The 25,628-nt window shown below is 69.0% G+C and carries 18 protein-coding genes; 14 read left to right on the top strand and 4 right to left on the bottom strand.

Translation table 11 applies throughout. From position 1 onward, the window contains the following. The first annotated feature begins 105 nt into the window (after window positions 1-105). From ABID77_RS01435 to ABID77_RS01410, 6 genes are read left to right on the top strand one after another with little or no spacing between them, the layout of a single operon-like run. Window positions 106-2,106 (top strand): alpha-1,4-glucan--maltose-1-phosphate maltosyltransferase, encoded by a 2,001-nt coding sequence (locus ABID77_RS01435; RefSeq protein WP_429593215.1) that lies wholly within the window; start codon window positions 106-108, stop codon window positions 2,104-2,106. A gap of 40 nt (window positions 2,107-2,146) precedes the next feature. Continuing rightward, window positions 2,147-5,473 (top strand): maltose alpha-D-glucosyltransferase, encoded by a 3,327-nt coding sequence (treS, locus tag ABID77_RS01430; protein ID WP_429589784.1) that lies wholly within the window; start codon window positions 2,147-2,149, stop codon window positions 5,471-5,473. A 37-nt stretch (window positions 5,474-5,510) separates the two neighbouring features. Further along, window positions 5,511-6,386, top strand: a complete 876-nt coding sequence (locus ABID77_RS01425) for a mechanosensitive ion channel family protein (RefSeq protein ID WP_429589781.1) — start codon at window positions 5,511-5,513, stop codon at window positions 6,384-6,386. Between the two features lie 16 nt (window positions 6,387-6,402). Continuing rightward, window positions 6,403-8,736, top strand: a complete 2,334-nt coding sequence (gene glgX, locus ABID77_RS01420) for a glycogen debranching protein GlgX (RefSeq protein WP_429589778.1) — start codon at window positions 6,403-6,405, stop codon at window positions 8,734-8,736. Continuing rightward, window positions 8,733-10,619, top strand: a complete 1,887-nt coding sequence (gene treZ, locus ABID77_RS01415; RefSeq protein ID WP_429589775.1) for a malto-oligosyltrehalose trehalohydrolase — start codon at window positions 8,733-8,735, stop codon at window positions 10,617-10,619. The genes glgX and treZ overlap by 4 nt, the downstream gene beginning before the upstream one ends. Then, window positions 10,612-15,804: a malto-oligosyltrehalose synthase gene (locus tag ABID77_RS01410; protein ID WP_429589772.1), complete on the top strand. Its 5,193-nt coding sequence runs from the start codon at window positions 10,612-10,614 to the stop codon at window positions 15,802-15,804. The genes treZ and ABID77_RS01410 overlap by 8 nt, the downstream gene beginning before the upstream one ends. Before the next feature lie 4 nt (window positions 15,805-15,808). Here ABID77_RS01410 and ABID77_RS01405 read toward each other — a convergent pair whose 3' ends face one another. From ABID77_RS01405 to ABID77_RS01395, 3 genes are all read right to left on the bottom strand, one after another. Then, window positions 15,809-16,228 (bottom strand): type II toxin-antitoxin system VapC family toxin, encoded by a 420-nt coding sequence (locus ABID77_RS01405; RefSeq protein WP_429589769.1) that lies wholly within the window; start codon window positions 16,226-16,228, stop codon window positions 15,809-15,811. Further along, the gene (locus tag ABID77_RS01400; RefSeq protein WP_429589766.1) at window positions 16,225-16,494 is read right to left on the bottom strand and encodes an antitoxin; all 270 of its coding nucleotides are present in this window, start codon (window positions 16,492-16,494) and stop codon (window positions 16,225-16,227) included. Before ABID77_RS01400 ends, ABID77_RS01405 begins: the two co-directional genes overlap by 4 nt. Window positions 16,495-16,591: 97 nt before the next feature. After that, window positions 16,592-17,056: a CBS domain-containing protein gene (locus ABID77_RS01395; protein WP_429589763.1), complete on the bottom strand. Its 465-nt coding sequence runs from the start codon at window positions 17,054-17,056 to the stop codon at window positions 16,592-16,594. Between the two features lie 149 nt (window positions 17,057-17,205). Here ABID77_RS01395 and ABID77_RS01390 point away from each other — a divergent pair, with 149 nt between their 5' ends. Beyond that, window positions 17,206-18,516, top strand: coding sequence for an O-acetylhomoserine aminocarboxypropyltransferase (locus ABID77_RS01390; RefSeq protein ID WP_429589760.1), 1,311 nt, complete (start codon window positions 17,206-17,208; stop codon window positions 18,514-18,516). Between the two features lies 1 nt (window position 18,517). Next, on the top strand, window positions 18,518-19,330 hold the full coding sequence (locus tag ABID77_RS01385; RefSeq protein WP_429589757.1) for an alpha/beta fold hydrolase: 813 nt from the start codon (window positions 18,518-18,520) through the stop codon (window positions 19,328-19,330). On the opposite strand, the gene ABID77_RS01380 is transcribed toward ABID77_RS01385, so the two are convergent. Then, complete coding sequence (locus tag ABID77_RS01380; protein ID WP_429589754.1) at window positions 19,298-19,711, bottom strand: thioredoxin family protein; 414 nt, start codon at window positions 19,709-19,711, stop codon at window positions 19,298-19,300. The two genes, ABID77_RS01385 and ABID77_RS01380, sit on opposite strands and share 33 nt — an antisense overlap. Before the next feature lie 162 nt (window positions 19,712-19,873). Here ABID77_RS01380 and ABID77_RS01375 point away from each other — a divergent pair, with 162 nt between their 5' ends. From ABID77_RS01375 to ABID77_RS01350, 6 genes are all read left to right on the top strand, one after another. After that, window positions 19,874-20,293: a DUF2069 domain-containing protein gene (locus ABID77_RS01375; protein WP_429589751.1), complete on the top strand. Its 420-nt coding sequence runs from the start codon at window positions 19,874-19,876 to the stop codon at window positions 20,291-20,293. Further along, window positions 20,290-21,759, top strand: coding sequence for an FAD-binding oxidoreductase (locus tag ABID77_RS01370; RefSeq protein WP_429589748.1), 1,470 nt, complete (start codon window positions 20,290-20,292; stop codon window positions 21,757-21,759). The genes ABID77_RS01375 and ABID77_RS01370 overlap by 4 nt, the downstream gene beginning before the upstream one ends. After that, window positions 21,756-22,475 carry a thymidylate synthase gene (locus ABID77_RS01365; RefSeq protein ID WP_429589746.1) on the top strand — a complete coding sequence of 240 codons (720 nt, stop codon included), beginning with the start codon at window positions 21,756-21,758 and terminating at the stop codon, window positions 22,473-22,475. The genes ABID77_RS01370 and ABID77_RS01365 overlap by 4 nt, the downstream gene beginning before the upstream one ends. Before the next feature lie 351 nt (window positions 22,476-22,826). Further along, window positions 22,827-23,666: a hypothetical protein gene (locus tag ABID77_RS01360; RefSeq protein ID WP_429589743.1), complete on the top strand. Its 840-nt coding sequence runs from the start codon at window positions 22,827-22,829 to the stop codon at window positions 23,664-23,666. Beyond that, window positions 23,663-24,805 (top strand): hypothetical protein, encoded by a 1,143-nt coding sequence (locus tag ABID77_RS01355; protein WP_055839801.1) that lies wholly within the window; start codon window positions 23,663-23,665, stop codon window positions 24,803-24,805. The genes ABID77_RS01360 and ABID77_RS01355 overlap by 4 nt, the downstream gene beginning before the upstream one ends. Next, window positions 24,802-25,473 (top strand): hypothetical protein, encoded by a 672-nt coding sequence (locus ABID77_RS01350; protein ID WP_236698427.1) that lies wholly within the window; start codon window positions 24,802-24,804, stop codon window positions 25,471-25,473. The genes ABID77_RS01355 and ABID77_RS01350 overlap by 4 nt, the downstream gene beginning before the upstream one ends. Window positions 25,474-25,628: the final 155 nt, after the last annotated feature.

The following is a 25,628-nucleotide window of genomic DNA, read 5'->3' as shown; positions in this document are numbered from 1 at the left end:
GAGGCGGCGCCCTCGGTCTTCGCCGACGCCGCCACCGCGGTCGTGCCCGCGACGCCCTCGCCGACGGCCGCCGCGCCCGCCGCCCCCGCGCTCTCCTTTTCCAACATGCCCGAGGACGGCCACGTCCGCGCCGTGATCGACGCGGTGCTGCCGGTGGTCGACGGCGGCCGCTTCGCCGTCAAGCGGGTGGCGGGCGAGCGTTTCGACGTCACCGCGCACTGCTTCGCCGACGGCCACGACGTGCTGCGCGTGATCCTGCAGTGGCGCGCGGAGGGCGACGCCGAGGTCACCGAAGTGCCGATGACATTGCTGAACAACGACATCTGGGAGGCCTCCTTCACGCCCCCGGTGCCGGGACGCTACGGCTACACGGTGGTGGCCTGGGTCGACGGCTTCGCGTCGTGGCGCCACGAGTTGACGCGGCGCGTCGACGAGGACGACATCCGCATCGCCGCGCAGGTCGGCGCCATCGAGCTGCTGGCCGCCGCCGGTCGCGCCGGCGGCGCGGACGGCGAGACGCTGACCCAACGCGCACGCGCGCTGGAACGGGCCGCGCTCGACCGCTCCATGGAAGGCGCCGCGCTCAAGGCCCTCGCGCTCGACCCCGACACCGAGGCGCTCGCCGCCCGCTATCCTGACCGCCGCGCCGAGACGCGCCATGCCGTCGAGCTGCCTTTGGTGGCCGACCGCGAACGCGCCCGCTTCAGCAGCTGGTACGAGTTGTTCCCGCGCTCGGCCGGCGACACGCCGGGCGTGCACGGCACCTTCAAGGACGTCGAGAAGCGCCTGCCGGCCATCGCGAAGATGGGGTTCGACGTGCTGTACTTCCCCCCCATCCACCCGGTGGGCCGCGTGCAGCGCAAGGGCAGGAACAACGCCCTGGTGGCCGAGCCCGAGGACGTCGGCAGCCCCTGGGCCATCGGCTCGACCGAGGGCGGCCACAAGTCGATCCTGCCGGCGCTGGGCACGCCCGAGGACTTCCGCCACCTGGTGGCGCAGGCGAAGGCGCTGGACATCGACATCGCCATGGACATCGCGTTCCAGTGCGCGCCGGACCATCCCTACGTCACCGAGCATCCGGGCTGGTTCCGCTGGCGTCCGGACGGCAGCGTGCAGTACGCCGAGAACCCGCCCAAGAAGTACCAGGACATCTACCCGTTCAACTTCGAGTGCGAGGAGTGGCGCGGCCTGTGGGCCGAACTCAAGAGCGTGTTTGACCACTGGATCGGCGAGGGCGTGACGGTGTTCCGCGTCGACAACCCGCACACCAAGGCCTTCCCGTTCTGGGAATGGGCGATCACCGAGATCAAGCGCGAGCACCCGGAGGTCATCTTCCTGGCCGAGGCCTTCACGCGGCCGAAGGTGATGCACCGCCTGGCCAAGCTGGGCTACTCGCAGTCCTACACCTACTACACCTGGCGCAACACCAAGGCCGAGCTGGAGGCGTACTTCACCGAGCTGTCGCAGGGTCCGGGCCACGACTACTTCCGCCCCAACGTCTGGCCCAACACGCCCGACATCCTGCACGAGCAGCTGCAGGAAGGCGACGCGGCCACCTACCGCGCGCGCCTCGTGCTGGCCGCCACGCTGGCGGCGAGCTACGGCATCTACGGCCCGGCCTACGAGCTGCTCGAGCACCGCCCGCGCCACGCCGGCAGCGAGGAGTATCTCGACTCCGAGAAGTACCAGCTGCGCACCTGGGACCACGACCAGCCCAAGAGCCTCGCGCCCTTCATCGAGCGCGTCAACCGCATCCGCCAGGACAACGAGGCCCTGCGCGCCAACGGCAGCCTGCGCTTCCTGGCGGTGGAGAACGACCAGCTCATCGCCTACGCCAAGGCGTCGGAGGACGGCGCCAACGTGATCGTGACCGTGGTCAACCTCGACCCGCACCACGCGCAGGAAGGCTGGGTCGGCCTGGAGCCCGGCTCGGTCGACGTCGAGCCCGGCCAGCCCTGGCAGATGCACGACCTGCTGAGCGACCAGCGCTTCACCTGGAACGGCGACTGGCACTACGTGCGGCTCGACCCGCAGCGCGCGCCGGCGCACGTCTTCGTGGTGCGCCGCAAGGCGCGCGACGAGAACGACTTCGAATACTTCGTCTGACCCCCGTCGACCCTTCATCCTCAATAAGAAGTCTCTCGCCATGAACGCTCCATTGCCCGGCCTGACGCTGGAAAACCCGCAGATCGACACCAGCGACGACCCGCAGTGGTACCGCGACGCGGTGATCTACCAGCTCAACGTCAAGGCCTTCTTCGACACCAACAACGACGGCGTCGGCGACTTCAAGGGCGTGACGGCCAAGCTCGATTACGTGAAGGAGCTGGGCGTCAACACCATCTGGCTGATGCCCTTCTATCCTTCGCCCCTGCGCGACGACGGCTACGACATCTCGGAGTACGAGAACGTCAACCCGCAGTACGGGACCATCGAGGACTTCAAGGAGATGCTCGACGCCGCGCACCAGCGCGGCCTGCGCGTGATCACCGAGCTGGTCATCAACCACACCTCCGACCAGCACCCCTGGTTCAAGGCCGCGCGGCGCGCGCCGCCCGGCTCGCCCGAGCGCAACTTCTACGTCTGGAGCGACACCGACCAGATCTACCAGGGCACGCGGATCATCTTCACCGACACGGAGACCTCCAACTGGACCTGGGACCCGGTGGCCAAGCAGTACTTCTGGCACCGCTTCTTCAGCCACCAGCCGGACCTGAACTTCGACAATCCGGCGGTGATGGAAGCCATCATGAAGACGATGCGCTTCTGGCTTGACATGGGGGTCGACGGCTTCCGGCTCGACGCCATCCCCTACCTGGTCGAGCGCGACGGCACCAGCAACGAGAACCTGCCCGAGACGCACGTCGTCATCAAGCAGCTGCGCGCGGCCATCGACGCCGAGTACAAGAACCGCTTCCTGCTGGCCGAGGCCAACATGTGGCCGGAGGACGTGCGCGAGTACTTCGGCAACGGCGATGAGTGCCACATGGCCTACCACTTCCCGCTGATGCCGCGCATGTACATGGCCATCGCGCAGGAAGACCGCGATCCGATCATCGAGATCCTGCAGCAGACGCCGGAGATCCCCGACGGCTGCCAGTGGGCCATCTTCCTGCGCAACCACGACGAGCTGACGCTGGAGATGGTGACCAGCCGCGAGCGCGACTACATGTACCGCATGTACGCCGCCGACCCGCGCGCGCGCATCAACCTGGGCATCCGTCGCCGCCTGGCGCCGCTGATGGAGAACGACACCGACCGCATCAAGCTCATGAACAGCATGCTGCTGTCGATGCCCGGCTCGCCCATCATCTACTACGGCGACGAGATCGGCATGGGCGACAACGTGTTCGTGGGCGACCGCAACGGCGTGCGCACGCCGATGCAGTGGAGCCCCGATCGCAACGCCGGCTTCTCGCGCGCCGACCCGCAGAGCCTCTACCTGCAGCCGATCATGGACGCCATGTACGGCTACGAGGCGCTCAACGTCGAGACGCAGTCGCGCGAGGCCAGCTCCCTGCTCAACTGGACCAAGCGCATGCTGGCCGTGCGCAAGACCAGCCGCGCCTTCGGTCGCGGCAAACGCCGCTTCCTCAAGCCCGGCAACCGCAAGGTGCTGGCCTACATCAGCGAGCACGACGGCGACCTGATCCTGTCGGTGTTCAACCTCTCGGGCTCGGCCCAGCCGGTGGAACTGGACCTGTCGGCCTACAAGGGCCGCGTGCCGGTGGAGATGCTGGGCAAGACCGCCTTCCCGCCGGTGGGCGACCTGCCCTACCTGCTGACCATGCCCTCGCACGGCTTCTACTGGTTCCGCCTCTCGGCCGACGTGGCGATGCCCAGCTGGCACCAGGAGGGCGTGCCGCTGCAGGACCGCCCGGTGCTGGTGCTGTTCGACGGCTGGACCAGCTTCTTCCGCGAGCGCGTGATGCCCTGGCGCATCGGCATGGCCGAGCGCATGCGGCTGCAGCTGGAGACCGAGACCCTGCCCCTGCACATCGACACGCAGCGCTGGTACGCCTCCAAGGGCACGCCGGTGCAGCGCGCGCGACTGCGCGACCACGCGGTGTGGGAGGCCGGCGACCACAGCTGGATGCTGCCGCTGGTCGACCTCGACGGCCCGGCCGAAGCCTCGACCTACTTCGTGCCCCTGGCCCTGGCCTGGGAGGACCGCGACGAGGAGAAGCTCAAGACTCTGATGCCTGGCGCCGTCGCCAAGGTGCGCCAGCAGGCCGACGTCGGCGTGATGGCCGACGCCTTCTGCGACGAGACCTTCTGCCGCGCCATGGTGCAGGCCATCGGCCAGCGCACCGAACTCGCGACCGTGCGCGGCAAGCTGCTGTTCCGCCCGACCGCCGCCTTCGCCAACCTGGCGGGCGACGACGTCGGCGCGATGGCCGTCACGCCGCCGAGCGCGCACAGCAGCAACACCGTCGTCACCCTGGGCGAGCAGTTGTTCCTCAAGGGCTACCGCCGCCTGCGCCCGGGCATCAACCCGGAACTGGAGGTCGGCCGCTTCCTGACCGAGGTCGCGCGCTTCCCCAACTGCGTGCCGGTGGCCGGCGCGCTGGAGTACGCGGCCGACGACGGCAGCGTCATGACGCTGGCGATCGTGCAGGCCTTCGTGCCCAACCAGGGCGACGGCTGGGACTACACCCTGGCCTACCTGGAGCGCCACCTCGAATCCCTGCGCACCTTCGACGCCCCGCAGCCCGAGGACGTGCACGGCGGCTTCCTGGCGCTGATCCACACCCTGGGCGAGCGCACGGCGGAGCTGCACCTGGCGCTGTCCACGCGCTCGGGCGACCCGGCCTTCGATCCCGAGCCGGTGACGACCGAGGACGTGCAGGGCTGGCGCGAGCGCGCCGCCAGCGAGGCCACCCGCACGCTGGAGCTGCTGTCGGAGCGCCTGTCCGAACTCAGCCCCGAGGTGCAGGACGACGCCAAGCGCCTGCTGGCCCACGCCGACGAGGTGCGCGCGCGCGTCGCCGCCTTCCCGCTCGAAGGCCAGGACGGCCTGAAGACCCGCTACCACGGCGACTACCACCTGGGTCAGGTGCTGGTCTCGCGCAACGACTTCCTGATCATCGACTTCGAGGGCGAGCCCGCGCGCACCTTCGAGGAACGTCGCCAGCGCAGCTCGGCCTTGCGCGACGTGGCGGGCATGGTGCGTTCGTTCAACTACGCGCACTGGTCGGCCCTGCGCCGCGTGGCGCAGAGCACCGACGAGATCGCTAAGCTGGAGGCCGCCGCGCGCGACTGGGAGACCCAGACGCGCGACGCCTTCCTCAACGCCTACGGCGAACGGATGATCGAGGGCGGCTCGACGCAGTCGGGCGAGGCTGCCGCGCGTCTGCTCTCGCTGTTCGAGTTCGAGAAGGCGATGTACGAGCTGCGCTACGAGCTGAGCAACCGCCTCGACTGGGTGCAGGTGCCCCTGCAGGGCATCCTGGCCCTGGTCGACCGCGCCTGACCCAGGCCGCACCCATCCTCATTCGGAGAGAAACGACATGGAAAACTTCGGCATCCACCTGGAGCCTCTGAGGGCCATCCTCTACCAGACCGGCATCTTCCTGCCGCGCCTGCTGTTCGCCGTGGTCGTCATCATCGGCGGCTGGCTGCTGGCCAAGGTGGTGCGCTTCGCCGTCATCAAGGCGCTGCGCGCGGTCAACTTCAACGTGCTCACCGAGCGCTCGGGCATGGACAACTTCCTGCGCCAGGGCGGCATGGCCGGCGACACGACCAGCATCTTCGGCATCCTGGCCTACTGGCTGGTGGTGCTGGCGGCGCTGCTCATGGCCTTCAACAGCCTGGGACTGACCTACATCACCGACCTGCTGGTGCGTGTGGTGTGGTTCGTGCCGAACGTGTTCGTGGCGCTGCTGGTGCTGGCCTTCGGCGCCTACTTCGCGCGCTTCATCGGCGACACTGTCACCACCTACGGCCGCAACGTCAAGCTGCAGGACGCGCGGGTGCTGGGCAAGCTGGCCCAGTACGCCGTGATGGCCTTCGTGGTGCTGATCGCGCTCGACCAGATCAAGGTCGGCGGCGACATCATCCGCGAGAGCTTCCTGATCCTGCTGGCCGGCGTGGTGTTCGCGGTGGCGCTGGCCTTCGGCCTGGGCGGCCGGCGCTGGGCGCAGGAGCGCATCGAGGAATGGTGGCCGAGCGACCAGCCGCAGTCGCGCCGCAGCCAGCAGCAGGCCATGAAGGCGGCGGTGCGCGAGACCGCCGCCGCGACCCCGACGCCGGGCCAGCCGGCGCCGACCTCGACCCCGGCCGCGACGCCGCCGCGCGACGCCACCCGCGCCGATCCGTTCAAGGACGCCGGCCGCGACCCGGCGCGCGACCGCCCGCGCGGTCCGTTCGACGGCCGCCTGCCGTGACCGCGCCGTCGCCTCGATGAAGCGATCCGATCCGATCCAGGTCGTCTGGCCCGGCAAGCCCTATCCGCGCGGCGCCAACTGGGACGGCGAGGGCGTCAACTTCGCCCTCTTCTCCCAGCATGCCGAGAAGGTCGAGCTGTGCCTGTTCGACGACAACGGCCGGCGCGAGCTGCAGCGCATTGTGCTGCGGGAGCGCACCGAGGACGTCTGGCACTGCTACCTGCCCCAGGCGCGCCCCGGCATGGCCTACGGCTACCGCGTCCACGGGCCCTACCGGCCCGAGGACGGTCATCGCTTCAACCCGCACAAGCTGCTGATCGACCCCTACGCCAAGGACTCGGTCGGGCAGTTGCGCTGGAGCGACGCGCTCTACGGCTACACCATCGGCAGCAAGCGCGAGGACCTGTCCTTCGACCGCCGCGACAGCGCCGCCTTCATGCCCAAGGGCCGTGTGCTGGAGACCGCCTTCACCTGGGGCGCGGACCGCCCGCCGGACATCCCCCGGCAGGACATGGTCATCTACGAGATGCACGTGCGCGGCTTCACGATGCAGCATCCGGCCGTGCCCGAGGACCTGCGCGGCACCTACGCCGCGCTGGCCACCGCGCCGGTGATCGAGTACCTGCAGCGCCTGGGCGTGACCACCGTCGAGCTGCTGCCGGTGCACAGCTACCTCAACGACCACCACCTGGCCCAGAAGGGCATGCGGAACTACTGGGGCTACAACACGCTCGGCTTCTTCGCCCCGGAGATGCGCTACAGCGCCTCGCGCAAGGTCAAGGAATTCAAGACCATGGTGAAGACGCTGCACTCGGCGGGCATCGAGGTGGTCCTGGACGTGGTCTACAACCACACCTGCGAGGGCAACCAGATGGGGCCGACGCTGTCGCTGCGCGGCATCGACAACGCGGCCTACTACATCCTCAACGCCGAGCGCCGACGCTACTACGACGACTTCACCGGCTGCGGCAACACCGTCAACCTGGAGCACCCGCGCGCGCTGCAGCTGGTCATGGACTCGCTGCGCTACTGGGTCGAGGAGATGCACGTCGACGGCTTCCGCTTCGACCTCGCCTCGGCGCTGGCGCGCGAGTCGGGCAAGGTCGAGAACCTCGGCGGCTTCTTCGACGCCATCCGCCAGGACCCGGTGCTCAACCGCGTCAAGCTCATCGCCGAGCCCTGGGACCTGGGCCACGGCGGCTACCAGGTGGGCAATTTCCCGCTCGGCTGGGCCGAGTGGAACGACCGCTACCGCGACGGCATGCGCGCCTACTGGAAGGGCGACGGCCACAAGCTCGGCGACGTCGCCCGGCGCCTGACCGGCTCGCAGGACCTCTACGGCTGGTCGGGCAAGCAGCCGCACGCGAGCATCAACTTCATCACCGCCCACGACGGCTTCACGCTGCACGACCTGGTGTCGTACAACGACAAGCACAACGAGGCCAACGGCGAGGGCAACCGCGACGGCAGCAGCAACAACGTGTCGTGGAACTGCGGCGTCGAGGGCCCGAGCCAGGACCCCGCCATCCGCGCCCTGCGCGCGCGCCAGAAGCGCAACCTGCTCGCCACGCTGATGCTGTCGCAGGGCGTGCCGATGCTGCTGGCCGGCGACGAATCCGGCCACACGCAGCACGGCAACAACAACGTCTACTGCCAGGACAACGAACTCGGCTGGCTCGACTGGGACCTCGACGACGAGCGCCGCGAGCTGCTCGACTTCGCGCAGCGGCTGGTCCACCTGCGCCGCCGGCACCCCTCCTTCGGCCGGCGCAGCTTCTTCCGCGGCGTGCCGCCCGAGGGCGCGCAGGTGCGCGACCTGGTGTGGTTCCGTCCCGACGGCCAGGAGATGAGCCCGGCCGACTGGGGCGACGGCAACGCGCGCTGCATCGGCATGTTCATGTCCGGCCTGGGCATCGCGGACGTCGGCCCGCGCGGCGAGACGCTGCGCGACGACGACTTCTTCCTGCTGCTCAACGCCCATCACGAGCACATCGACTTCCGACTGCCGGACGACGGCGGCGCGCCGTGGCGTGTGGAGCTCGACACCGCGCATCCCGACGACGCGGCCGCCGCCGCCGAGGCGTTGGCCGCGCTGGCGGCCGAGGCCCCGGTGGCGCCCGCGGCGTCCGGGGCGTCCGGGGCCGACGAAGCCACGACGTCCACGGCGTCCCCGGACGTCGTCGACGCCGTCGCCGCCGCGCCGTCCTCCGATCCGACCGCCGCCACCGATCCCCCGACGACCGGCCTTCCCGCCCGTTCCTCCGTTTCCTCCGGGCCGGCGGCACCGCACCACCCGGTGCACTGCCGCTCGCTCGTCCTCCTGCGCCGCCCGGCGCATCCCGGTCCATGACACACATCCATTCCATGCCCTTCGGCGCCACGGTCCTTCCGGACGGCGCCGGCGTGCGATTCCAGCTCTGGGCGCCCGGCGTCGCCCGCGTCGACCTCGACCTCAACGACTGCGGCGTCGCCGCCATCCCGCACACCGCCCAGATCGCCATGGCGCGCGACGGCGACGGCTGGCACCGCCTGGACGTGAGCGAGGCCCGAGCGGGCGACCGCTACCGCTTCGTGCTGCCCGACGGCCTGCGCGTGCCCGACCCGGCCTCGCGCCGCAATCCGGACGACGTCCACGAGGCCAGCGAGGTCGTCGACCCAGGCGCCTACGCCTGGCGCGACGGTGCCTGGACCGGCCGCCCGTGGAGCGAGGCCGTGATCTACGAACTGCACATCGGCGCCTTCACGCCCGAGGGCACCTTCGCCGCCGCGCAGCGCCGCCTGCCGGAACTCGCCGCGCTCGGCTTCACGGTGATCGAGCTGCTGCCGGTGGCGGACTTCCCCGGCCAGCGCGGCTGGGGCTACGACGGCGTGCTGCTGTTCGCGCCCGACGCCGTCTACGGCACGCCCGACGAGCTCAAGGCCTTCGTCGACACCGCCCACGGCCTGGGCCTGATGGTGCTGATGGACGTGGTCTACAACCACTTCGGACCCGAGGGCAACTACCTGCACGCCGGCACGCCCGAGTTCTTCAACGCGGCGCACCAGACGCCCTGGGGCGCGGCCATCAACTACGACGGTGACCATTCGGCCATCGTGCGCGACTTCTTCGTCCACAACGCGCTCTACTGGGTCGAGGAGTTCCGCTGCGACGGCCTGCGCATGGACGCCGTGCACGCCATCCGCGACGACTCGGAGATCGACATCGTCTCCGAGATCTGCCGCGCCCTGCGCGACGGCCCGGGGCGCGAGCGCCACGTCCACGTGGTGCTGGAGAACGACGCCAACGGCGCGCACTACCTCGAACGCGACCCCGCCACGCAGATCCCGCTCACGGCCACCGCGCAGTGGAACGACGACCTGCACCACGCCGCGCACGTGATCGTCACCGGCGAGACCGACGGCTACTACGCCGACTACGCGGACGACGCCGTGGGCGATTTCGGCCTGGCGCTGGCCGAGGGCTTCGTCTTCCAGGGCCAGGCCTCGCCCTTCCGCGACGGCGAGACGCGCGGCGAGCCCAGCGCGCAGCTGCCGCTGGCGGCCTTCGTCTCGTTCCTGCAGACGCACGACCAGGTCGGCAACCGCGCCTTCGGCGACCGCATCTCGGCCCTGGCCGATCCGGTGCTGCTGCGCGCGGCCTACGCCTGCCTGCTGCTGTCGCCGCACGCGCCGATGCTGTTCATGGGCGAGGAGTACGGCGCCTCGACGCCCTTCCAGTACTTCTGCGACTTCGGCCCCGAGCTGGCCGCCGCCGTCTCCGAGGGCCGGCGCGGCGAGTTCGGCGGCTTCGCGGCCTTCAAGGACCCGGCCATGCTCGAGCGCATCCCGGACCCGAACGCCGAATCGACCTTCCTGGCCTCGAAGATGAAATGGGAGGAGCGCACCGAGGGCGAGCACGGCGTGCTGCTGGCTCACATCGGCGAGCTGCTGGCCATCCGCCACCGCGCGCTGGTGCCGCGCCTGGCCGGCAACCACCACGGCGGGCGCTGGTCGCGCGACGGCGAGGCATTGCGCGTGGAATGGACCGTCGGCGGCGCCGGCGCGTCGGCTGCATCGACCCTATCGGCCACCCTGCGCCTGCTGGCCCACTTCGGCCAGGCGCCGATCGAGGGCGTCGCGCCGTCGGCCGGCGCCGTCCTGTATTCCACCCTCGTCGAGACCGGCGACGGGGCGACCTGGCGCCTGGCGCCCGGCGCCGTCCACATCAGCATCGAGGAGAACGAGCTTGCCTGACGATACCCCGCACGGAGAGCACGAAGCCCTCCAGCGCCTGAGCGCCTACTACGGTATCGCCACCGAATACGCCGACATCTTCGGCCAGCGCCACGTCGCGCCGGCCGCCAACCTGGTGTCGCTGCTCACGAGCTTCGGCGTCGACCCGACCGTGCTGCCGCACGAGAGCCTGCAGCGCGCGCACGCCGCCACCTGGCGCGAGCACCTGACGCCGGTGGTCGCCATCGATGCCGAGTCGCCGCGCTGGCTGCTGCGCGTACGGGTGCCCGCCGCACAGGCCGAGGCCGCCTGGACCGTGCAGGCCGAGGACGGCACGGCGCACCACGGCAAGCTGGCGCTGCACGCGGTCTCCGAGCTGCACCGCACCGAGATCGACGGCGTCGCCTGGTGCGAGCGGCTGGCGGAGGTCGCGCTCGCGCTGCCCATGGGCTACCACCGGCTGACGGTCGAGGGCCTGAGCGGCGAGACCCTGATCGTCGCGGCGCCGGCGCAGTGCTACCGCCCCGATTCGCTGCGCGGCGACGCGCGCGTGTGGGGTCCGGCGATCCAGCTCTACGCCCTGCGCTCCAAGCGCAACTGGGGCATCGGCGACTTCGGCGACCTGGCCCTGCTGGCGCAGCAGGCGGCGCAGCGCGGCGCCGGCATCATCGGCCTGAACCCGCTGCACGCCCTGTTCCCGCACAACCCGGCGCACACCAGTCCCTACAGCCCGTCGTCGCGCCTGCACCTGGACGTGCTCTACATCGACGTCGAGGCGGTGGACGACTTCCGCGACTGCGAGGCCGCCCAGCGGCTGGTGCAGTCGCCCGACTTCCAGGCCCGCCTGGCCGCGCTGCGCGAGACGCCGCTGGTCGACTACCGCGGCGTCGCGGCGGCCAAGTTCGAGGTGCTGGAACTGCTCTACGCGCACTTCCGCACCCAGCGCGAGGTCTCGGTCGGCGCCGGCACGGCACCCGGCGCTGCCTTCGACGCCTTCCGCGCCGCGCGCGGCTCGGCCCTGCGCCGGCACGCCGTCTTCGAGGCCCTGCAGGCGCACTTCTTCGCCACCGACGAGGCGATCTGGGGCTGGCCGGTCTGGCCCGAGACGCACCGGGACCCGGCCTCCGAGGCGGTCGCGCGCTTCGTCGAGACCCACCTCGAGCGCGTCGAGTACTACGAGTACCTGCAGTGGCAGGCCTCGCGGCAGCTGGAGCGCGCCGGCGCGCAGTGCGAGGCATTGGGCATGGCCGTGGGCCTGTACCTCGACCTGGCGGTGTCGGTCGACCGCGCCGGCTCCGACGCCTGGAGCGAGCAGCACCTGTTCGTGCACGGCGCCAGCGTCGGCGCGCCGCCCGACGAGTTCAATCCTAACGGCCAGGGCTGGGGCCTGCCGCCCCTGCGCCCCGACCGGCTGCGCCAGGACGGCTACCGCTTCTTCATCGAGACGTTGCGCGCCAACATGCGCGGCGCCGGGGCGCTGCGCATCGACCACGTGATGGGCCTGATGCGGCTGTTCTGGATCCCGCCGGGCAAGACGCCGCACGACGGCGCGTACGTCCACTACGCCCTCGACGAGATGCTGGCCGTGGTCGCCATCGAGAGCCAGCGCGCGCGCTGCATGGTGATCGGCGAGGACCTGGGCACGGTGGCCGACGAGATGCGCGGCGCGCTGGCGCGCTTCGAGGTGCTGTCGTACCGGCTGGTGTACTTCGAGCGCCACGCCGACGGCCAGTTCAAGGCGCCCTCGGAGTACCCGCGCAACGCCCTGGTGGCCATCAGCACGCACGACCTCGCCACGCTCGCGGGCTGGTGGAGCGGACACGACCTGCGCCTGCGGCTGTCGCTGGGCCTGTTCCCGGACCAGGCGCTGTTCGAGAAGCAGCTCTTCGACCGCGCCCAGGAACGCATCCGGCTGCTGCTGGCGGTGCAGCGCGAGGGCCTGCTGTCGGCCGACGCCGTGGCCCACGCCACCGGCGCGCAGACGCTGTCGAGCGAGGTCATCGCCGCCATTCACGCCTTCGTCGCCCGCACGCCCTCGCAGGTGATGATGGTGCAGCTCGAGGACGCGATGGGCATGACCGAGCAGGCCAACATGCCCGGCACCACCGACTCGCACCCGAACTGGCGGCGCAAGCTCTCGCTCGACCTGCGCGAACTCGCCGCCGACGAGCAGACGCTGGAACTGTGCCGCGCGCTGTCGGCCATCCGCCCGCACCCGGTGCTGCGGACCCTGCCGCGCCGCTCGGTCGAGACGGTGATCCCGCGCGCCACCTACCGGCTGCAGTTCCACAAGGACTTCGACTTCGACGCCGCCATCGCCATCCTGCCCTACCTGGCGCGGCTGGGCGTGAGCCACGTCTACTGCTCGCCGATCCAGCGCGCGCGGCCGGGCAGCATGCACGGCTACGACGTGGTGGCGCACGATCAGATCAATCCCGAGCTGGGCGGCGCCGAGGGCTTCGAGCGCTTCTCCGCCGCCCTGCGCGCCCACGGCATGGGCCAGCTGCTCGACCTCGTGCCCAACCACATGGGCGTGCTGGGCGCGGACAACGCCTGGTGGCTCGACGTGCTGGAGAACGGTCCCGCCTCGCCCTACGCGCAGCACTTCGACATCGACTGGCAGCCGCTCAACGTCGAGCTGCGCGGCAAGGTGCTGCTGCCGGTGCTGGGCGACCACTACGGCGACGTGCTCGAGCGCGGCGAGCTAGCCCTGGCCTTCGACGCCGTCAAGGGCGCCCTGGTGGTGAACTACCACGAGCACCATTTCCCGCTCGCCCCCGAGACCTACACCCGCGTGCTGGAGCGCGCCCTGCCGCGCCTGTCGGACCCCGACGTCGTGGCCAGCCTGGCGAGCGTCTCGACCTCCTTCGGCCACCTGCCGGCGCGCTACGAGACCGAGGCCGAATCGGTCGCCGAGCGCGCGCGCGACAAGGAGGTCATCAAGGGCCGGCTGGCCCGACTGGTGGCGCGCCAGCTCGACGTGGCGCAGGCCATCGCCGCGGCGGTCGCCGACTTCAACGGCGCCTCCGAGCGCGACGCGCTGCACGCCCTGCTCGACGCCCAGGCCTACCGCCTGGCCTACTGGCGCGTGGCGGCCGACGAGATCAACTACCGCCGCTTCTTCGACATCAACGAGCTCGCCGCCCTACGCATCGAGCGCGAGGAGGTCTTCGAGGCGACGCACGCCATGGCGCTGGACTTCGCCGCCTCGGGCGCCGTCGACGGCCTGCGCATCGACCACCCGGACGGGCTGTTCGACCCGGCCGAGTACTTCGAGCGCCTGCAGCAGGGCTACGCGCGCCGCGCCGGCCTGGTGCTGCCCGGCGTCGACGCCCACGGCCGCAGCGCCCGGCCGCTCTACGTGGTGGCCGAGAAGATCGCCGCCTCGCACGAGGAGGTGCCGGTGCAGTGGGGCATCCACGGCACCACCGGCTACCGCTTCGCCACCGTCGTCAACGGCGTGCTGGTGGACACCGAGGCGGCCGAGCGCTTCGACCGCATCTGGCGCGGCTTCACCGGCGTGCAGCAGCCCTTCGACGAGCTGGCCTACGAGGGCAAGCGCGCCATCATGCGCAACGCCCTGGCCTCCGAGCTGAACGTGCTGTCCACGGAACTGCTGCGCATCGCGCGCGCCGACCGCCGCACGCGCGACTACACGCTCAACTCGCTGCGCCGCGCGCTCAGCGAGATCGCCGCGTGCATGGCGGTCTACCGCAGCTATATCGTCGAGTCGCCCTCGCCGCAGGACCTGGCGTACATCGACCAGGCGGTCGACGAGGCGCGCCAGCGCAGCCACGACGCCGACGGCTCGGTGTTCGACTTCGTGCGCCTGACCCTGCTGGGGCAGACCGTGCCGGGCGCCTCCGCCGGCCTGCGCGCCCGCGCGCTGCGCCTGGCGATGCGCTTCCAGCAGTTCAGCGCCCCGGTCACGGCCAAGGGCGTGGAGGACACGGCCTTCTACCGCTACTTCCCGCTGAGCTCGCTCAACGAGGTCGGCGGCGAGCCGGCGCACTTCGGCATGACGTTGGAGGACTTCCACGTCGCCAGCGCCGACCGCGCCGACCGCTGGCCGCACACCATGCTGGCCACGTCCACGCACGACAACAAGCGCTCCGAGGACGTGCGCAACCGCATCGACGTGCTCTCGGAGATGCCGGCGACCTGGCGCCTGGCGCTGCGGCGCTGGCGCGCGATGAACCGCCTCGCCGAGCCGGTCGAGGACGGGTTCGAGGGCGACCTCGACACCGGCCTGTACGTGCCCTCGGCGGCCGACGAGTACCTGCTCTACCAGACGCTGCTGGGCACGCTGCCCGCCGGTGGCCTGGGCGACGACCGGCGCGAGGCCTATGGCGAGCGCATCGAGCGCTACGCCCTGAAGGCGGCGCGCGAGTCGAAGGCGCACACCAGCTGGGTCAACCCGGACGAGGACTACGAAGCCGAACTGACCGGTTTCGTGCAGCGCCTGCTGGGCTCGGGCGAAGCCGGCACCGACACGCGCGACAGCGGGTTCCTGGCCGACCTGCACCACTTCGGCACCACGCTGGCGTGGTTCGGCGCCCTCAACAGCCTGTCGATGGTGCTCATCAAGTACGCCTCCCCCGGCGTGCCCGACCTCTACCAGGGCAACGAGCTGATGGACCTGAGCCTGGTCGATCCGGACAACCGCCGGCCGGTCGACTACGCCATGCGCTCGCGCTGGCTCGACCGCCTGGAGGCCATCGCCGCCGCCCCGGCGCACGGCACCGCCGACGCGGTGCGCGAACTGGCGACCGAGCCGCACGACGGCGGCGCCAAGCTGTGGGTGCTGTGGCGCCTGCTGGGCCTGCGCGCCGGGCAGCCGACGTTGTTCCGAGACGGCGGTTACGAGGCGGTCCACGCCCGCGGCCCGAAGGAGCGCCACGTCGTGGCCTTCGCGCGGCGCCAGGGCGAGGAATCGCTGATCGCCGTGGCGGGCCGCCTGTTCGTCGGCCTGGCCACGACGGCCGAGTCCGAGGCGGCGCAGCAGGCCGCCTCGCACTGGCTGCCCCTGGGCGAGGCGGTGTGGGGCGACACCGCCGTCACGCTGCCCGACTGGGCCGGCGAGGAAGGCGCGCGCTGGGAGAACATCCTCACCGGCGAGACCCTGACCGTCCGCTCGGGCGGCCTGCCGATGGCCGAGCTGTTCGCGAGCTTCCCGGGGGCGGTGCTGCGGCGGGTGGTGGACTGAGCGGTCAGTGGTCGCCGGTGGAAGGGCGCAGCCAGTTGTCGATCACGAGTCCGGGAACGAGCGAGAAGTGCCGGACGTTGTCGGTGACCATGACGGCGTCGGTCGCGAGTGCATGGGCCGCGATCATCTCGTCGAGATGACCGATCGGCTTGCCACGCATGCGCAGCTCGGCACGGAGCAGGCCATGCCGTTCGGCGGCACGAGCGTCCCACGCCAGCGTCGGCGCGATCCGCAGGAATTCGTCGACCAAGCGATGGAGCTTGACCGCCTGCGGCAACAACGCCGCACCGTAGCGGATCTCGGAACGGGTGATTGCGGAGATGCACCACCGCCCTGTCGCGAGTGCCTGCAGACGTTCGTCGAAAGCGCGGTTGCCACGAACGATCTCGCTGGCCGCGTTGGTGTCGAGCATGTAGAGGGTCATTCGGTCCAGCCTTCGAACGGCTGGCGCGCAGGGTCCCCCTGTTCCCGATCCATCAGGAAACCCTCGCATGGCGCCTCCAGTTGGTCTCGAAGACGCATGAAGGACGACCAGTCCGAGGAGTCCCGTGTCGAGAGGATCACGTCACCGGTGTCCGCGTCACGTCGGATGAAGACTTCGCTCGCCCCCTCGAAACGGAATTCGGCTGGCAGACGGACGGCTTGACTGCCTCCGGTCGCGAAGATCTTGGCAGTGGATTGCTGCGGCATGGTGGCCTCCTCGTGAATGTATCTACCATTGTAGATACACCGTGGAGTGGCCATGGCGCGGGATCGATGGCGATACCGCGACCCTTCCTGTCGCCGCTCAGCCCGGCCGCGCGTCCGCGCCCTCTTCCTCGCCCGGCCAGTCGCGGATGTAGGCCTTGAGCATCTTGTTCTCGAAGTTCTGGCTGTCGACCACGGCCTTGGCGACGTCGTAGAAGCTGATGACGCCCATCAGCATGCCGCGATCCATCACCGGCATGTAGCGCGCGTGGCGCTCCAGCATGATGCGGCGGATCTCGTCGAGGTCGGTCTCCAGGGTGCAGGTGACCGGGGCGTCGTCCATGGCCTTGCGCACCAGCGCGCCGCCGATCTGGCCGCCGTTGCCCACGATGGCGACGATCACCTCGCGGAAGGTCAGCATGCCGACCAGGTCGCCGTGCTCCATGACGACCAGCGAGCCGATGTCCTTCTCGGCCATCGTGGTGGCCGCGGCGGTCAACGGCTCGTCGGGCGTGACGGTGTAGAGCGTGTTGCCCTTGACACGCAGGATGTCGCTGACTTTCATGGGGTGTTCTCCGTGGGAAGCGCGCCGTGCGGCGGGGGATGTGCATTTTTACATGGCCGCGCCCCGTGGCCCGACACAATGACGGGTCCGTTCCCGCCTTTTCGAGGCCCTCGCGCCCCGCCCGAATCCCACCCGAGGAGACACCCCCGATGCCCGGTTATTCCGACCCCGGTTTCGACACGCTGGCGCTGCACGCCGGCGCGGCGCCCGACCCCGCCACCGGCGCGCGCGCCGTGCCGATCCACCTGACCACCTCCTTCGTCTTCGAGTCGAGCGACCACGCCGCGTCGCTGTTCAACCTGGAGCGCGCCGGCCACGTCTACAGCCGCATCAGCAACCCGACCAACGCCGTGCTGGAGGAGCGCGTGGCGGCGCTCGAGGGCGGCATCGGCGCCATCGCCACGGCCAGCGGCCAGGCCGCGCTGCACCTGAGCGTGGCCACGCTGATGGGCGCGGGCTCGCACATCGTCGCCAGCACCGCGCTGTACGGCGGCTCGCAGAACCTGCTGCACTACACGATGCGGCGCTTCGGCATCGAGACCACCTTCGTCGCGCCCGGCGACTTCGACGGCTGGCGCGCCGCCATCCGGCCGAACACCAAGCTGCTGTTCGGCGAGACCGTGGGCAACCCGGGCCTGGACGTGCTGGACATCCCGGCGGTCAGCGACATCGCGCACGCGGCCGGCGTGCCGCTGCTGGTCGACTCGACCCTGACCTCGCCCTGGCTGATCAGGCCCTTCGACCACGGCGCCGACCTGGTCTACCACTCGGCGACGAAGTTCCTCTCCGGCCACGGCACGGTGATCGGCGGCGTGGTGATCGACGGCGGCAGCTTCGACTGGGAGCGCTCGGGCCGCTTCGCCGAGCTGACCCAGGCCTACGACGGCTTCCACGGCATGGTCTTCAGCGAGGAGAGCACCGTCGGGGCCTTCCTGCTGCGGGCGCGTCGCGAGGGGCTGCGCGACTTCGGCGCCTCGATGAGTCCGCACACGGCGTGGCTGATCCTGCAGGGCATCGAGACCCTGCCGTTGCGCATGGAGCGCCACATCGACAACACCCAGAAGGTGGTCGAATTCCTGGCCGAGCACTCTTTCGTCGCTCGCGTGGGCCATCCGCTGATGCCCGCGCACCCGAGCCACGCGCTCGCCGGAAAGCTGCTGCGCCACGGCGCGCGCGGCGCCGGCGCGGTGTTCAGCTTCGACCTGAAGGGCAGCCGCGCGCAGGGCAAGGCCTTCGTCGAGGGGCTGCGCCTGTTCAGCCACCTGGCCAACGTCGGCGACTGCCGCAGCCTGGTGATCCACCCGGCGAGCACCACGCACTTCCGCATGACCGACGAGGCCCTGGCCGGCGCGGGCATCACGCAGGGCACCATCCGCCTGTCGATCGGGCTGGAGGACCCGGCCGACCTGATCGACGACCTGAAGCGCGCCCTCAAAGCCGCCGAGAAGGCGGGGGCCTGACATGCACTTCATCGTCCAGGGCCATCCCACCTACGCCTACACCGGCGGCAAGACCTTCGACGCCGCCCGGCCCACGGTGGTGTTCATCCACGGCGTGCTCAACGACCACAGCGTGTGGCTCCTGCAGAGCCGCTGGTTCGCCAACCACGGCTGGAACGTGCTGGCGATCGACCTGCCCGGCCACTGCCGCAGCGCCGGCGCGCCGCCCGCGAGCGTGGAGGACGCGTCGCGCTTCGTCGTCGACCTGCTCGACGCCGCCGGCATCGAGCGGGCGGCGCTGGTCGGCCACAGCTTCGGCTCGCTGATCGCGCTGGCGACCACCGCCCGCGCGCCGGAGCGCGTCACGCACCTGGCGATGGTCGGCACGGCCTATCCGATGAAGGTGTCGCCGGCGCTGCTGGCGGGTGCGCTGGAGACGCCGCTGCGCGCCATCGACCAGATCAACGTCTTCTCGCACTCGTCGCTGGCGCCGCCGCCCGCCTCCGGCCCCGGCACCTGGCTCCCGGGCGGCGCGCGCGCGCTGATGCGGCGGGTGCTGGCCTCCAACCGCGAGGCCAACGTCTTCCACACCGGCTTCAAGGCCTGCGACGACTACGCCGGCGGCGACGCGGCGATGGACGCGGTGGCCGCCACCGATCGCCCGGTGCTGTTCCTGCTGGGCGCGGCCGACCAGATGACGCCGCCGCGCGCCGCCCGCGCCCTCGCCGCGCGGGCGCCGCGGGCGAAGGTGGTGACGGTGCCGGCCGGCCATGCGCTCATGAGCGAGGCGCCGGACGACGTGCTATTCGCGCTGAGGGACTTCCTGAGCGCTTGAGACCGCCACCTCGAAGCGCCCCGGCGCCGCTTCCAGCGCCGCCAGCAGCGCGTCCACGTCGGCATCGGACGGCCCCGCGGCCTGCAGGGCGGCGAGCGTGCGCGCCAGGGTCGCGGCGTGCGGCAGCAGCGGCCCCATGAAGCGGGTGCCCTCGGCGCCGGCCACCAGCAGGGTCGGGAAGGTCTCGATGTCGAAGTCGCCGGCGACGTCGGCGTCGTCCTCGATGTCGACCCAGGCGAAGCGCAGCCGCGGGTGCGCGCGGGCGACCTCCTCGAACAGCGGCCGGTAGTCGCGGCAGGTGCCGCACCACTGCGCGCACAGGCAGACCACCCAGGGCGACGGTGCGCGGGACGGATCGTCGGGCGGCGGGGGAACGGTCATGGGCGCGGAGGGGCCGGAAGGCAAGGGGCGGGAGGCCGGAGGACGGGGATCGGTCGCGCCGACCGCGCAGCGGCCGCGTCGGCGCGGGGGTCGGAACGCGGCCGGTATCATGCCATCGGACCTTCTCCACGGCCGTTCCGGGCCTTCTTCCCCCTCTTCCGCATGCCCTCCTCGCCCCGCCCGACCGCCTCCGTCGCCGCCACCCGCGCCCTGGCGGTGGGCAGCCTGGTCGGGCTGATCGTGCTGGGGCTGGCGTGGGAGATGTGGCTGGCGCCGTTGCGCCCGGGCGGCTCGGTGCTGGCGCTCAAGGTGCTGCCGCTGGTGCTGCCGCTGGCCGGTCTGCTGAAGCACCGCATGTACACCTACCGCTGGGTCAGCCTGATGGTCTGGCTCTACTTCACCGAAGGCGTGGTGCGCGCCTGGAGCGACACCGTGCCGCTCAGCCGCGCCCTCGCCGGGCTGGAGATCGCGCTGTGCCTGGCGCTGTTCGCCGCCTGCGCGTGGCACGTGCGGCTGCGGCTGCGGCACGCGGCCGACGCCGCCGCAGCGCCCGCGCCCCGACTGGAAACCTCGAAACCATGACCCTTCCCTCCTCCCCTTCCTCCCTGCTCGACGCCCTGCGCGCCATCGTCGGCGCGCCGCACGTGCTCACCGACGAGGGCGGCGCCGACCTCACCGCCTACGAGCGCGAATGGCGCGGCCGGCTGCGCGGCAAGGCGCTGGCCGTGGTGCGGCCCGCCACCGCGCAACAGGTGGCCGACGTCGTCAAGGCCTGCGGCGCGGCCGGCGCCTCGCTGGTGCCCCAGGGCGGCAACACCGGCCTGGCGGTGGGCTCCACGCCCGACCAGAGCGGCACGCAGGTCGTGCTGACCCTGCAGCGCATGAACGCGATCCGCGCCATCGACGAGGCCAACCTCACGGTCACGGTGGAGGCCGGCTGCGTGCTGCAGACCCTGCAGGAGGCGGCCGAGAAGGCCGGCTTCCTGTTCCCGCTGAGCCTGGCGGCCGAGGGCAGCTGCACCATCGGCGGCAACCTGGCGACCAACGCCGGCGGCACACAGGTGCTGCGCTACGGCAACGCGCGCGACCTCTGCCTGGGGCTGGAGGTCGTCACGCCGCAGGGCGAGATCTGGGAAGGCACCAACGGCCTGCGCAAGGACAACACCGGCTACGACCTGCGCGACCTGCTCATCGGCAGCGAGGGCACGCTGGGCATCATCACCGCCGCGACGATGAAGCTCTACCCGCAGCCCGCCGCGCGGCTGACCGCCTGGGCCGCCGTGCCCTCGCTCGACCACGCCGTCACGCTGCTGGGCCTCGCGCACCGGCAGCTGGGCGCCGGGCTCACGGGCTTCGAGGTGATGGGGCGCTTCGCCCTCGGCCTGGTCGGCAGGCACATGCCGCAACTGCGCGTGCCCTTCCTGGACGACGACGCCGTGCCCTATTGCGTGCTGCTGGAGAACTCCGACAGCGAATCCGAGGCGCACGCCCGCGCGCGCTTCGAGACCCTGCTGGAGACCGCCTTCGAGGACGGCTGCGTGAGCGACGCCGTGGTGGCCGAGAACATCGCGCAAGCGCGCGGGCTCTGGCACGTGCGCGAGAGCATCCCGCTGGCGCAGGCCGAGGAAGGCCTGAACATCAAGCACGACATCTCGATCGCGGTCTCGCGCATCCCGGCCTTCGTCGCCGAGACCGACGCCCTGCTCCAGCGCGAGATTCCCGGCGTGCGGCTGGTCAACTTCGGCCACCTGGGCGACGGCAACCTGCACTACAACGTGCAGGCGCCGGCCACCGGCGACACCAAGGCCTTCCTGCGCGAGCAGGAGGAGCGCGTCAACACGCTGGTCTACGACGCCGTGGAGAAGTTCGGCGGCTCGTTCTCGGCCGAGCACGGCATCGGCGCGCTCAAGCTGCACAAGCTGGAGAAGCACAAGTCGCCCGTCGCGCTGGGCATGATGCGCGCCATCAAGCAGGCGCTCGATCCGCAGGGCACCTTGAACCCGGGCCGCGTGCTGCGCGCCGAGGGCCACGAGGAGGTGGTGCGATGAGCGGCATCGGCATCGGCAACGGCGGCGTCCGCCCCGTCCGCTCGCAGTACGAGGACTTCATGCGCCTCGTCGCGACCACCGGCGTCCACAAGGCCGACCGCACCGGCACCGGCACGACGAGCGTATTCGGCCACCAGATGCGCTTCGACCTGAACGAGGGCTTCCCGCTGGTGACGACCAAGAAGGTCCACCTGCGCTCCATCATCCAGGAGCTGCTGTGGTTCCTCACCGGCTCGAGCGACAACAACTGGTTGAAGGAGCGCGGCGTCACGATCTGGGACGAGTGGGCGCGCGAGGACGGCGACCTGGGCCCCGTCTACGGCGTGCAGTGGCGCAGCTGGCCGACGCCCGACGGCGGCCACATCGACCAGATCGCCGAGGTCGTCCGCACCCTGAAGACCAACCCCGACTCGCGCCGCATCATCGTCAGCGCCTGGAACGTGGCGGACCTCTCGAAGATGGCGCTGATGCCCTGCCACGCCTTCTTCCAGTTCTACGTCGCGCCGGCCGCCGAGCCCGGCGGACGCGGCCGGCTCAGCTGCCAGCTCTACCAGCGAAGCGCCGACATCTTCCTGGGCGTGCCCTTCAACATCGCCAGCTACGCCCTGCTCACGCACATGATGGCGCAGCAGTGCGACCTCGACGTCGGCGACTTCGTCTGGACCGGCGGCGACTGCCACATCTTTTCGGAACCTAAAAAAGTATCAATTCATTGAAAATCAACGGGTTAGCGTCTCATTCCGTTGACACTTTTCCAAAAAACACCAGCCCGCACGGTCGCTTTAGGTTCGCCAAAGCCCGCAAGGTGTCCTCACGTGGCAGCACCAAATGGGGTCAATTTTGCCCCGACTGTCGCAAAGAGTTACGAATGCTCCGCCAGCATGTAGCATGCGTACGAAACATGGGGTCGCATCTTGGCAGAAAACGAACATACGGCCCATCAGGCCGAAATCCTGGCGAGTGAACTTTTTTCAGAGTTTTTCTGGTCGCGGCTCGGGCCAACCAATCACGATTGGCCGTGCGAGGACACGGAGCGACACGGGGCCGCAACGCACCCGTGCGACGTCGTGTACTACTACGATGAGCCGTATGCCGCGCGTCAGACGTACGTGCACTGTGATCTCAAAAGCTACGCGAAAGGCACGATTACAGCCGCAGCTGTGAAAGCTGCCGTTGAAAGTCTCGGGAAGCAGGTGGCTTGTGCGGAGCGAAGCGACGAGTGGCGCAAATTGCACACCCACGACAACGTCACGTTTTCGGTCAGTGGTCTGTTATTCGTCTACAACCACGATGGGGAGTACGAGGCGGACTTTCAGAAGAATTTGGTGCACATCGCCCCCGAGAGTCTTCAACTACCACGTGGCAGCAAGCTCTTCGTACTAGGTCCGAGAGAGATCTTTTGGCTCGATAACATACGCGCTGACATCCAGCGAATGCGGGGCAAGGCGACCCCCGAGGTCCCTGCGCCCGAACACTGCTTCTTCTTTCACCCCCAATTGATGCGGCGTGCAAACTTGCAAGTAAAGAAGGCGAAGGCTGCGACGCTTGAGACGCTAACGTCCCCGATCATCATCCTTGAGCACCGCGACCCTCGTCGGCCAGTCAGCCGAGGGGTGCTGATTTTCTATTCAAGGCCGGGCGACACGGTCGACGAATTCATGTACCTCATCGACACAATGCGCAAGTATGACTTACTTGATGAGAACACTACTGTGACGGTCAAGACGCTTGGAGCATCGCCGATTTCGTCGCCTACGTTTCAGAAAGCGCAACTCCAGTACATCGAAGGACTCACCGGCAGCGGCGTATATACGGATCTTGGCGAGTACGTAAAAGCAATCCGTTATGAACCCATGAGGGAGACACGCACTGTGTACTCGAACATTGACCTGGGGACGTGGGGATGAGCGAATTTCTCGATCATTTGAGCGCGAACGACAACGACATCTACGATCTGCTGCTCTCAGGAAAGCAGAAGATTACTGAGAATGTGCTCAGGGAGCTCGCCCGAGATCGAGGCATTTTTTGCTCTTCACAGGACTCCCGCGAAGAACTGGCGGACTACCTGTCAATCCTGCCGCATGCCTTCCAGGATGTGGCGACCATCGTGCACAAGCGCGAACCAGGCGGTCGCAAGGAGAAGACGACTTCAGTACGGTTGAACGCTGTGATCTCCCAGGAGGACCTCAAAGCCGCTGTCGAAGAATACATTAGCGCGACGGGAAAGGCAGAGCGCGTAGTTCACCGTCCAACAACCGCGGATGGGCTCATCGTCAATGTGAAGTACGAGGAGTTCAACCATTCGCGTGCCCGACTACTGCAGCGCGAACGGCAGGAGGCCGAGATCGAGTTTTTTATTGTGGACGGACAAACGGTCGTCCGCATGCCCGCGACGGAAAAGGCTAAACGGATCGTTCAAGCGCTGAAAGACAACGTCGAACGCCGCCGCAGGGAAGTGATTGAGGAAGAAGTGATTGAACTCCGTGGCCTTACGTCGGTAGGCCTCCGGTCAAAGTTCTTCACGCGGCTTATCTCGACGTTGCAGGGATTCAAGCTGAGAAACGTGATGAGTTTGCGCGTTTCCTCTCACCTATCCGAAGACGGCGAGGATGACGAGTCACTTGACCTAGACGATGTGGATGAAAGCGAGGCCCGTGCTGAGATGTTTGCGGTGGTCCACAGCATGGCGCTATCGGGCCAGAATCTTGTCCAGTCGCAAGAGTACAAGGATCTAACCGCGCGCGGCTTTTACATTACCTCCATCTCGTGGCGATCGGAACAAGACGCCAATCCCCCTGACATTCTTCAGTTTGAAGCCGGCTTCCAAGACCGAAAACTTGGTACCGGGTTCAAGTACAACGTTCAGGGTGCCTTCCGCGCTTATAAAGGGAGCCACCGCAAAACCATCGTTCCGGTAGGACCCTCGGAAAAAGCACAACTGCTTGGGTTGCTCGAAACAACAGCTCGCGAGGTTTTGGCCGCATTGGTCGCGGAGACAGATGCGCTTTCTCCTGACGACATTACTGAACTGGGAGAGCAGCCTTGAAGCGATACCGATGGCTGCAGGCCGACTGGCCTATCTCGATGCGTGCTCTGGGCAGGCGCTTGAAGGCACGACCGTTTGGCCCTGAGGTATCTCACGGATTCGTGATTGATCGAGTGCGCGACGACTTTCTGGAAGGACGATACGTAGAACGCATCGAATTTACAGAGACCGTGACCGATCCTTTTGGCCTCGAACTGTCGTTTGACCGCGTTGAATTTCGGCAAAGTTCATTCCGGGCTAGTCCCTCAGGCGCTGGATTAGAGTTGCGAGATCCTCCACGTAGCGTTCAGGCGCTTTTGAATCGTCTTTCGGAGGCCTCTGACTTTGAGGTAGCAATCATCGCGCAGACGGTGGATGTGCTCCGATGGAGTGCGAAGTTCCAGGAGATGGCTAATCTGAGCCCCATCGTTGATTCTCTTCAGATCAGCGCTTTAGAGCTCGAGCCCGGCATCAAGGCGAAGATAGTGGTTAAAGGAGATCGAGACGTCCGTTCGGCTTGCAACTCCCTGACCGGGGCACGGAAATTCGAGGTCGAGAAGATCCAACTTCGACTTGCGGCTCCCAGCTCCGGAACAATCATTCTTGGAAGCTCCGCATCAGCATCAATTGGGGTCGATGATCCAGAAGAGCGGACGCTTCAAGCGCTTCGTGCATCGTTGCCGGACTAGATTGAGCAGCTACAGCTAGTGAGACTGTGCGCTGCAGCGCGATGGCCGGCCCAGCCGCCCCGTCTTGGGCTCCGTCGGCCCACCTGCAGGGCGGTGCGTAAGTCATTCGCGGGCCACAGAATCGAGCCTGCCGCTGGACAACAGGTAATGGTTGA

Source organism: Variovorax sp. PvP013, assembly GCF_050435945.1.
Lineage (GTDB): Bacteria > Pseudomonadota > Gammaproteobacteria > Burkholderiales > Burkholderiaceae_C > Variovorax.
The sequence above is the reverse complement of the archived record's forward strand: the minus strand, read 5'-3'. Positions and strand labels throughout refer to the sequence as shown.

Excerpts from the sequence above, each read along its gene's own strand:
- ABID77_RS01435 (WP_429593215.1), top strand. The coding sequence starts at position 106 with ATGCCCGAGGACGGCCACGTCCGCGCCGTGATCGACGCGGTGCTGCCG.
- treS (WP_429589784.1), top strand. The coding sequence starts at position 2,147 with ATGAACGCTCCATTGCCCGGCCTGACGCTGGAAAACCCGCAGATCGAC.
- ABID77_RS01425 (WP_429589781.1), top strand. The coding sequence starts at position 5,511 with ATGGAAAACTTCGGCATCCACCTGGAGCCTCTGAGGGCCATCCTCTAC.
- glgX (WP_429589778.1), top strand. The coding sequence starts at position 6,403 with ATGAAGCGATCCGATCCGATCCAGGTCGTCTGGCCCGGCAAGCCCTAT.
- treZ (WP_429589775.1), top strand. The coding sequence starts at position 8,733 with ATGACACACATCCATTCCATGCCCTTCGGCGCCACGGTCCTTCCGGAC.
- ABID77_RS01405 (WP_429589769.1), bottom strand. The coding sequence starts at position 16,228 with ATGACCCTCTACATGCTCGACACCAACGCGGCCAGCGAGATCGTTCGT.
- ABID77_RS01400 (WP_429589766.1), bottom strand. The coding sequence starts at position 16,494 with ATGCCGCAGCAATCCACTGCCAAGATCTTCGCGACCGGAGGCAGTCAA.
- ABID77_RS01395 (WP_429589763.1), bottom strand. The coding sequence starts at position 17,056 with ATGAAAGTCAGCGACATCCTGCGTGTCAAGGGCAACACGCTCTACACC.
- ABID77_RS01390 (WP_429589760.1), top strand. The coding sequence starts at position 17,206 with ATGCCCGGTTATTCCGACCCCGGTTTCGACACGCTGGCGCTGCACGCC.
- ABID77_RS01385 (WP_429589757.1), top strand. The coding sequence starts at position 18,518 with ATGCACTTCATCGTCCAGGGCCATCCCACCTACGCCTACACCGGCGGC.
- ABID77_RS01380 (WP_429589754.1), bottom strand. The coding sequence starts at position 19,711 with ATGACCGTTCCCCCGCCGCCCGACGATCCGTCCCGCGCACCGTCGCCC.
- ABID77_RS01375 (WP_429589751.1), top strand. The coding sequence starts at position 19,874 with ATGCCCTCCTCGCCCCGCCCGACCGCCTCCGTCGCCGCCACCCGCGCC.
- ABID77_RS01370 (WP_429589748.1), top strand. The coding sequence starts at position 20,290 with ATGACCCTTCCCTCCTCCCCTTCCTCCCTGCTCGACGCCCTGCGCGCC.
- ABID77_RS01365 (WP_429589746.1), top strand. The coding sequence starts at position 21,756 with ATGAGCGGCATCGGCATCGGCAACGGCGGCGTCCGCCCCGTCCGCTCG.
- ABID77_RS01355 (WP_055839801.1), top strand. The coding sequence starts at position 23,663 with ATGAGCGAATTTCTCGATCATTTGAGCGCGAACGACAACGACATCTAC.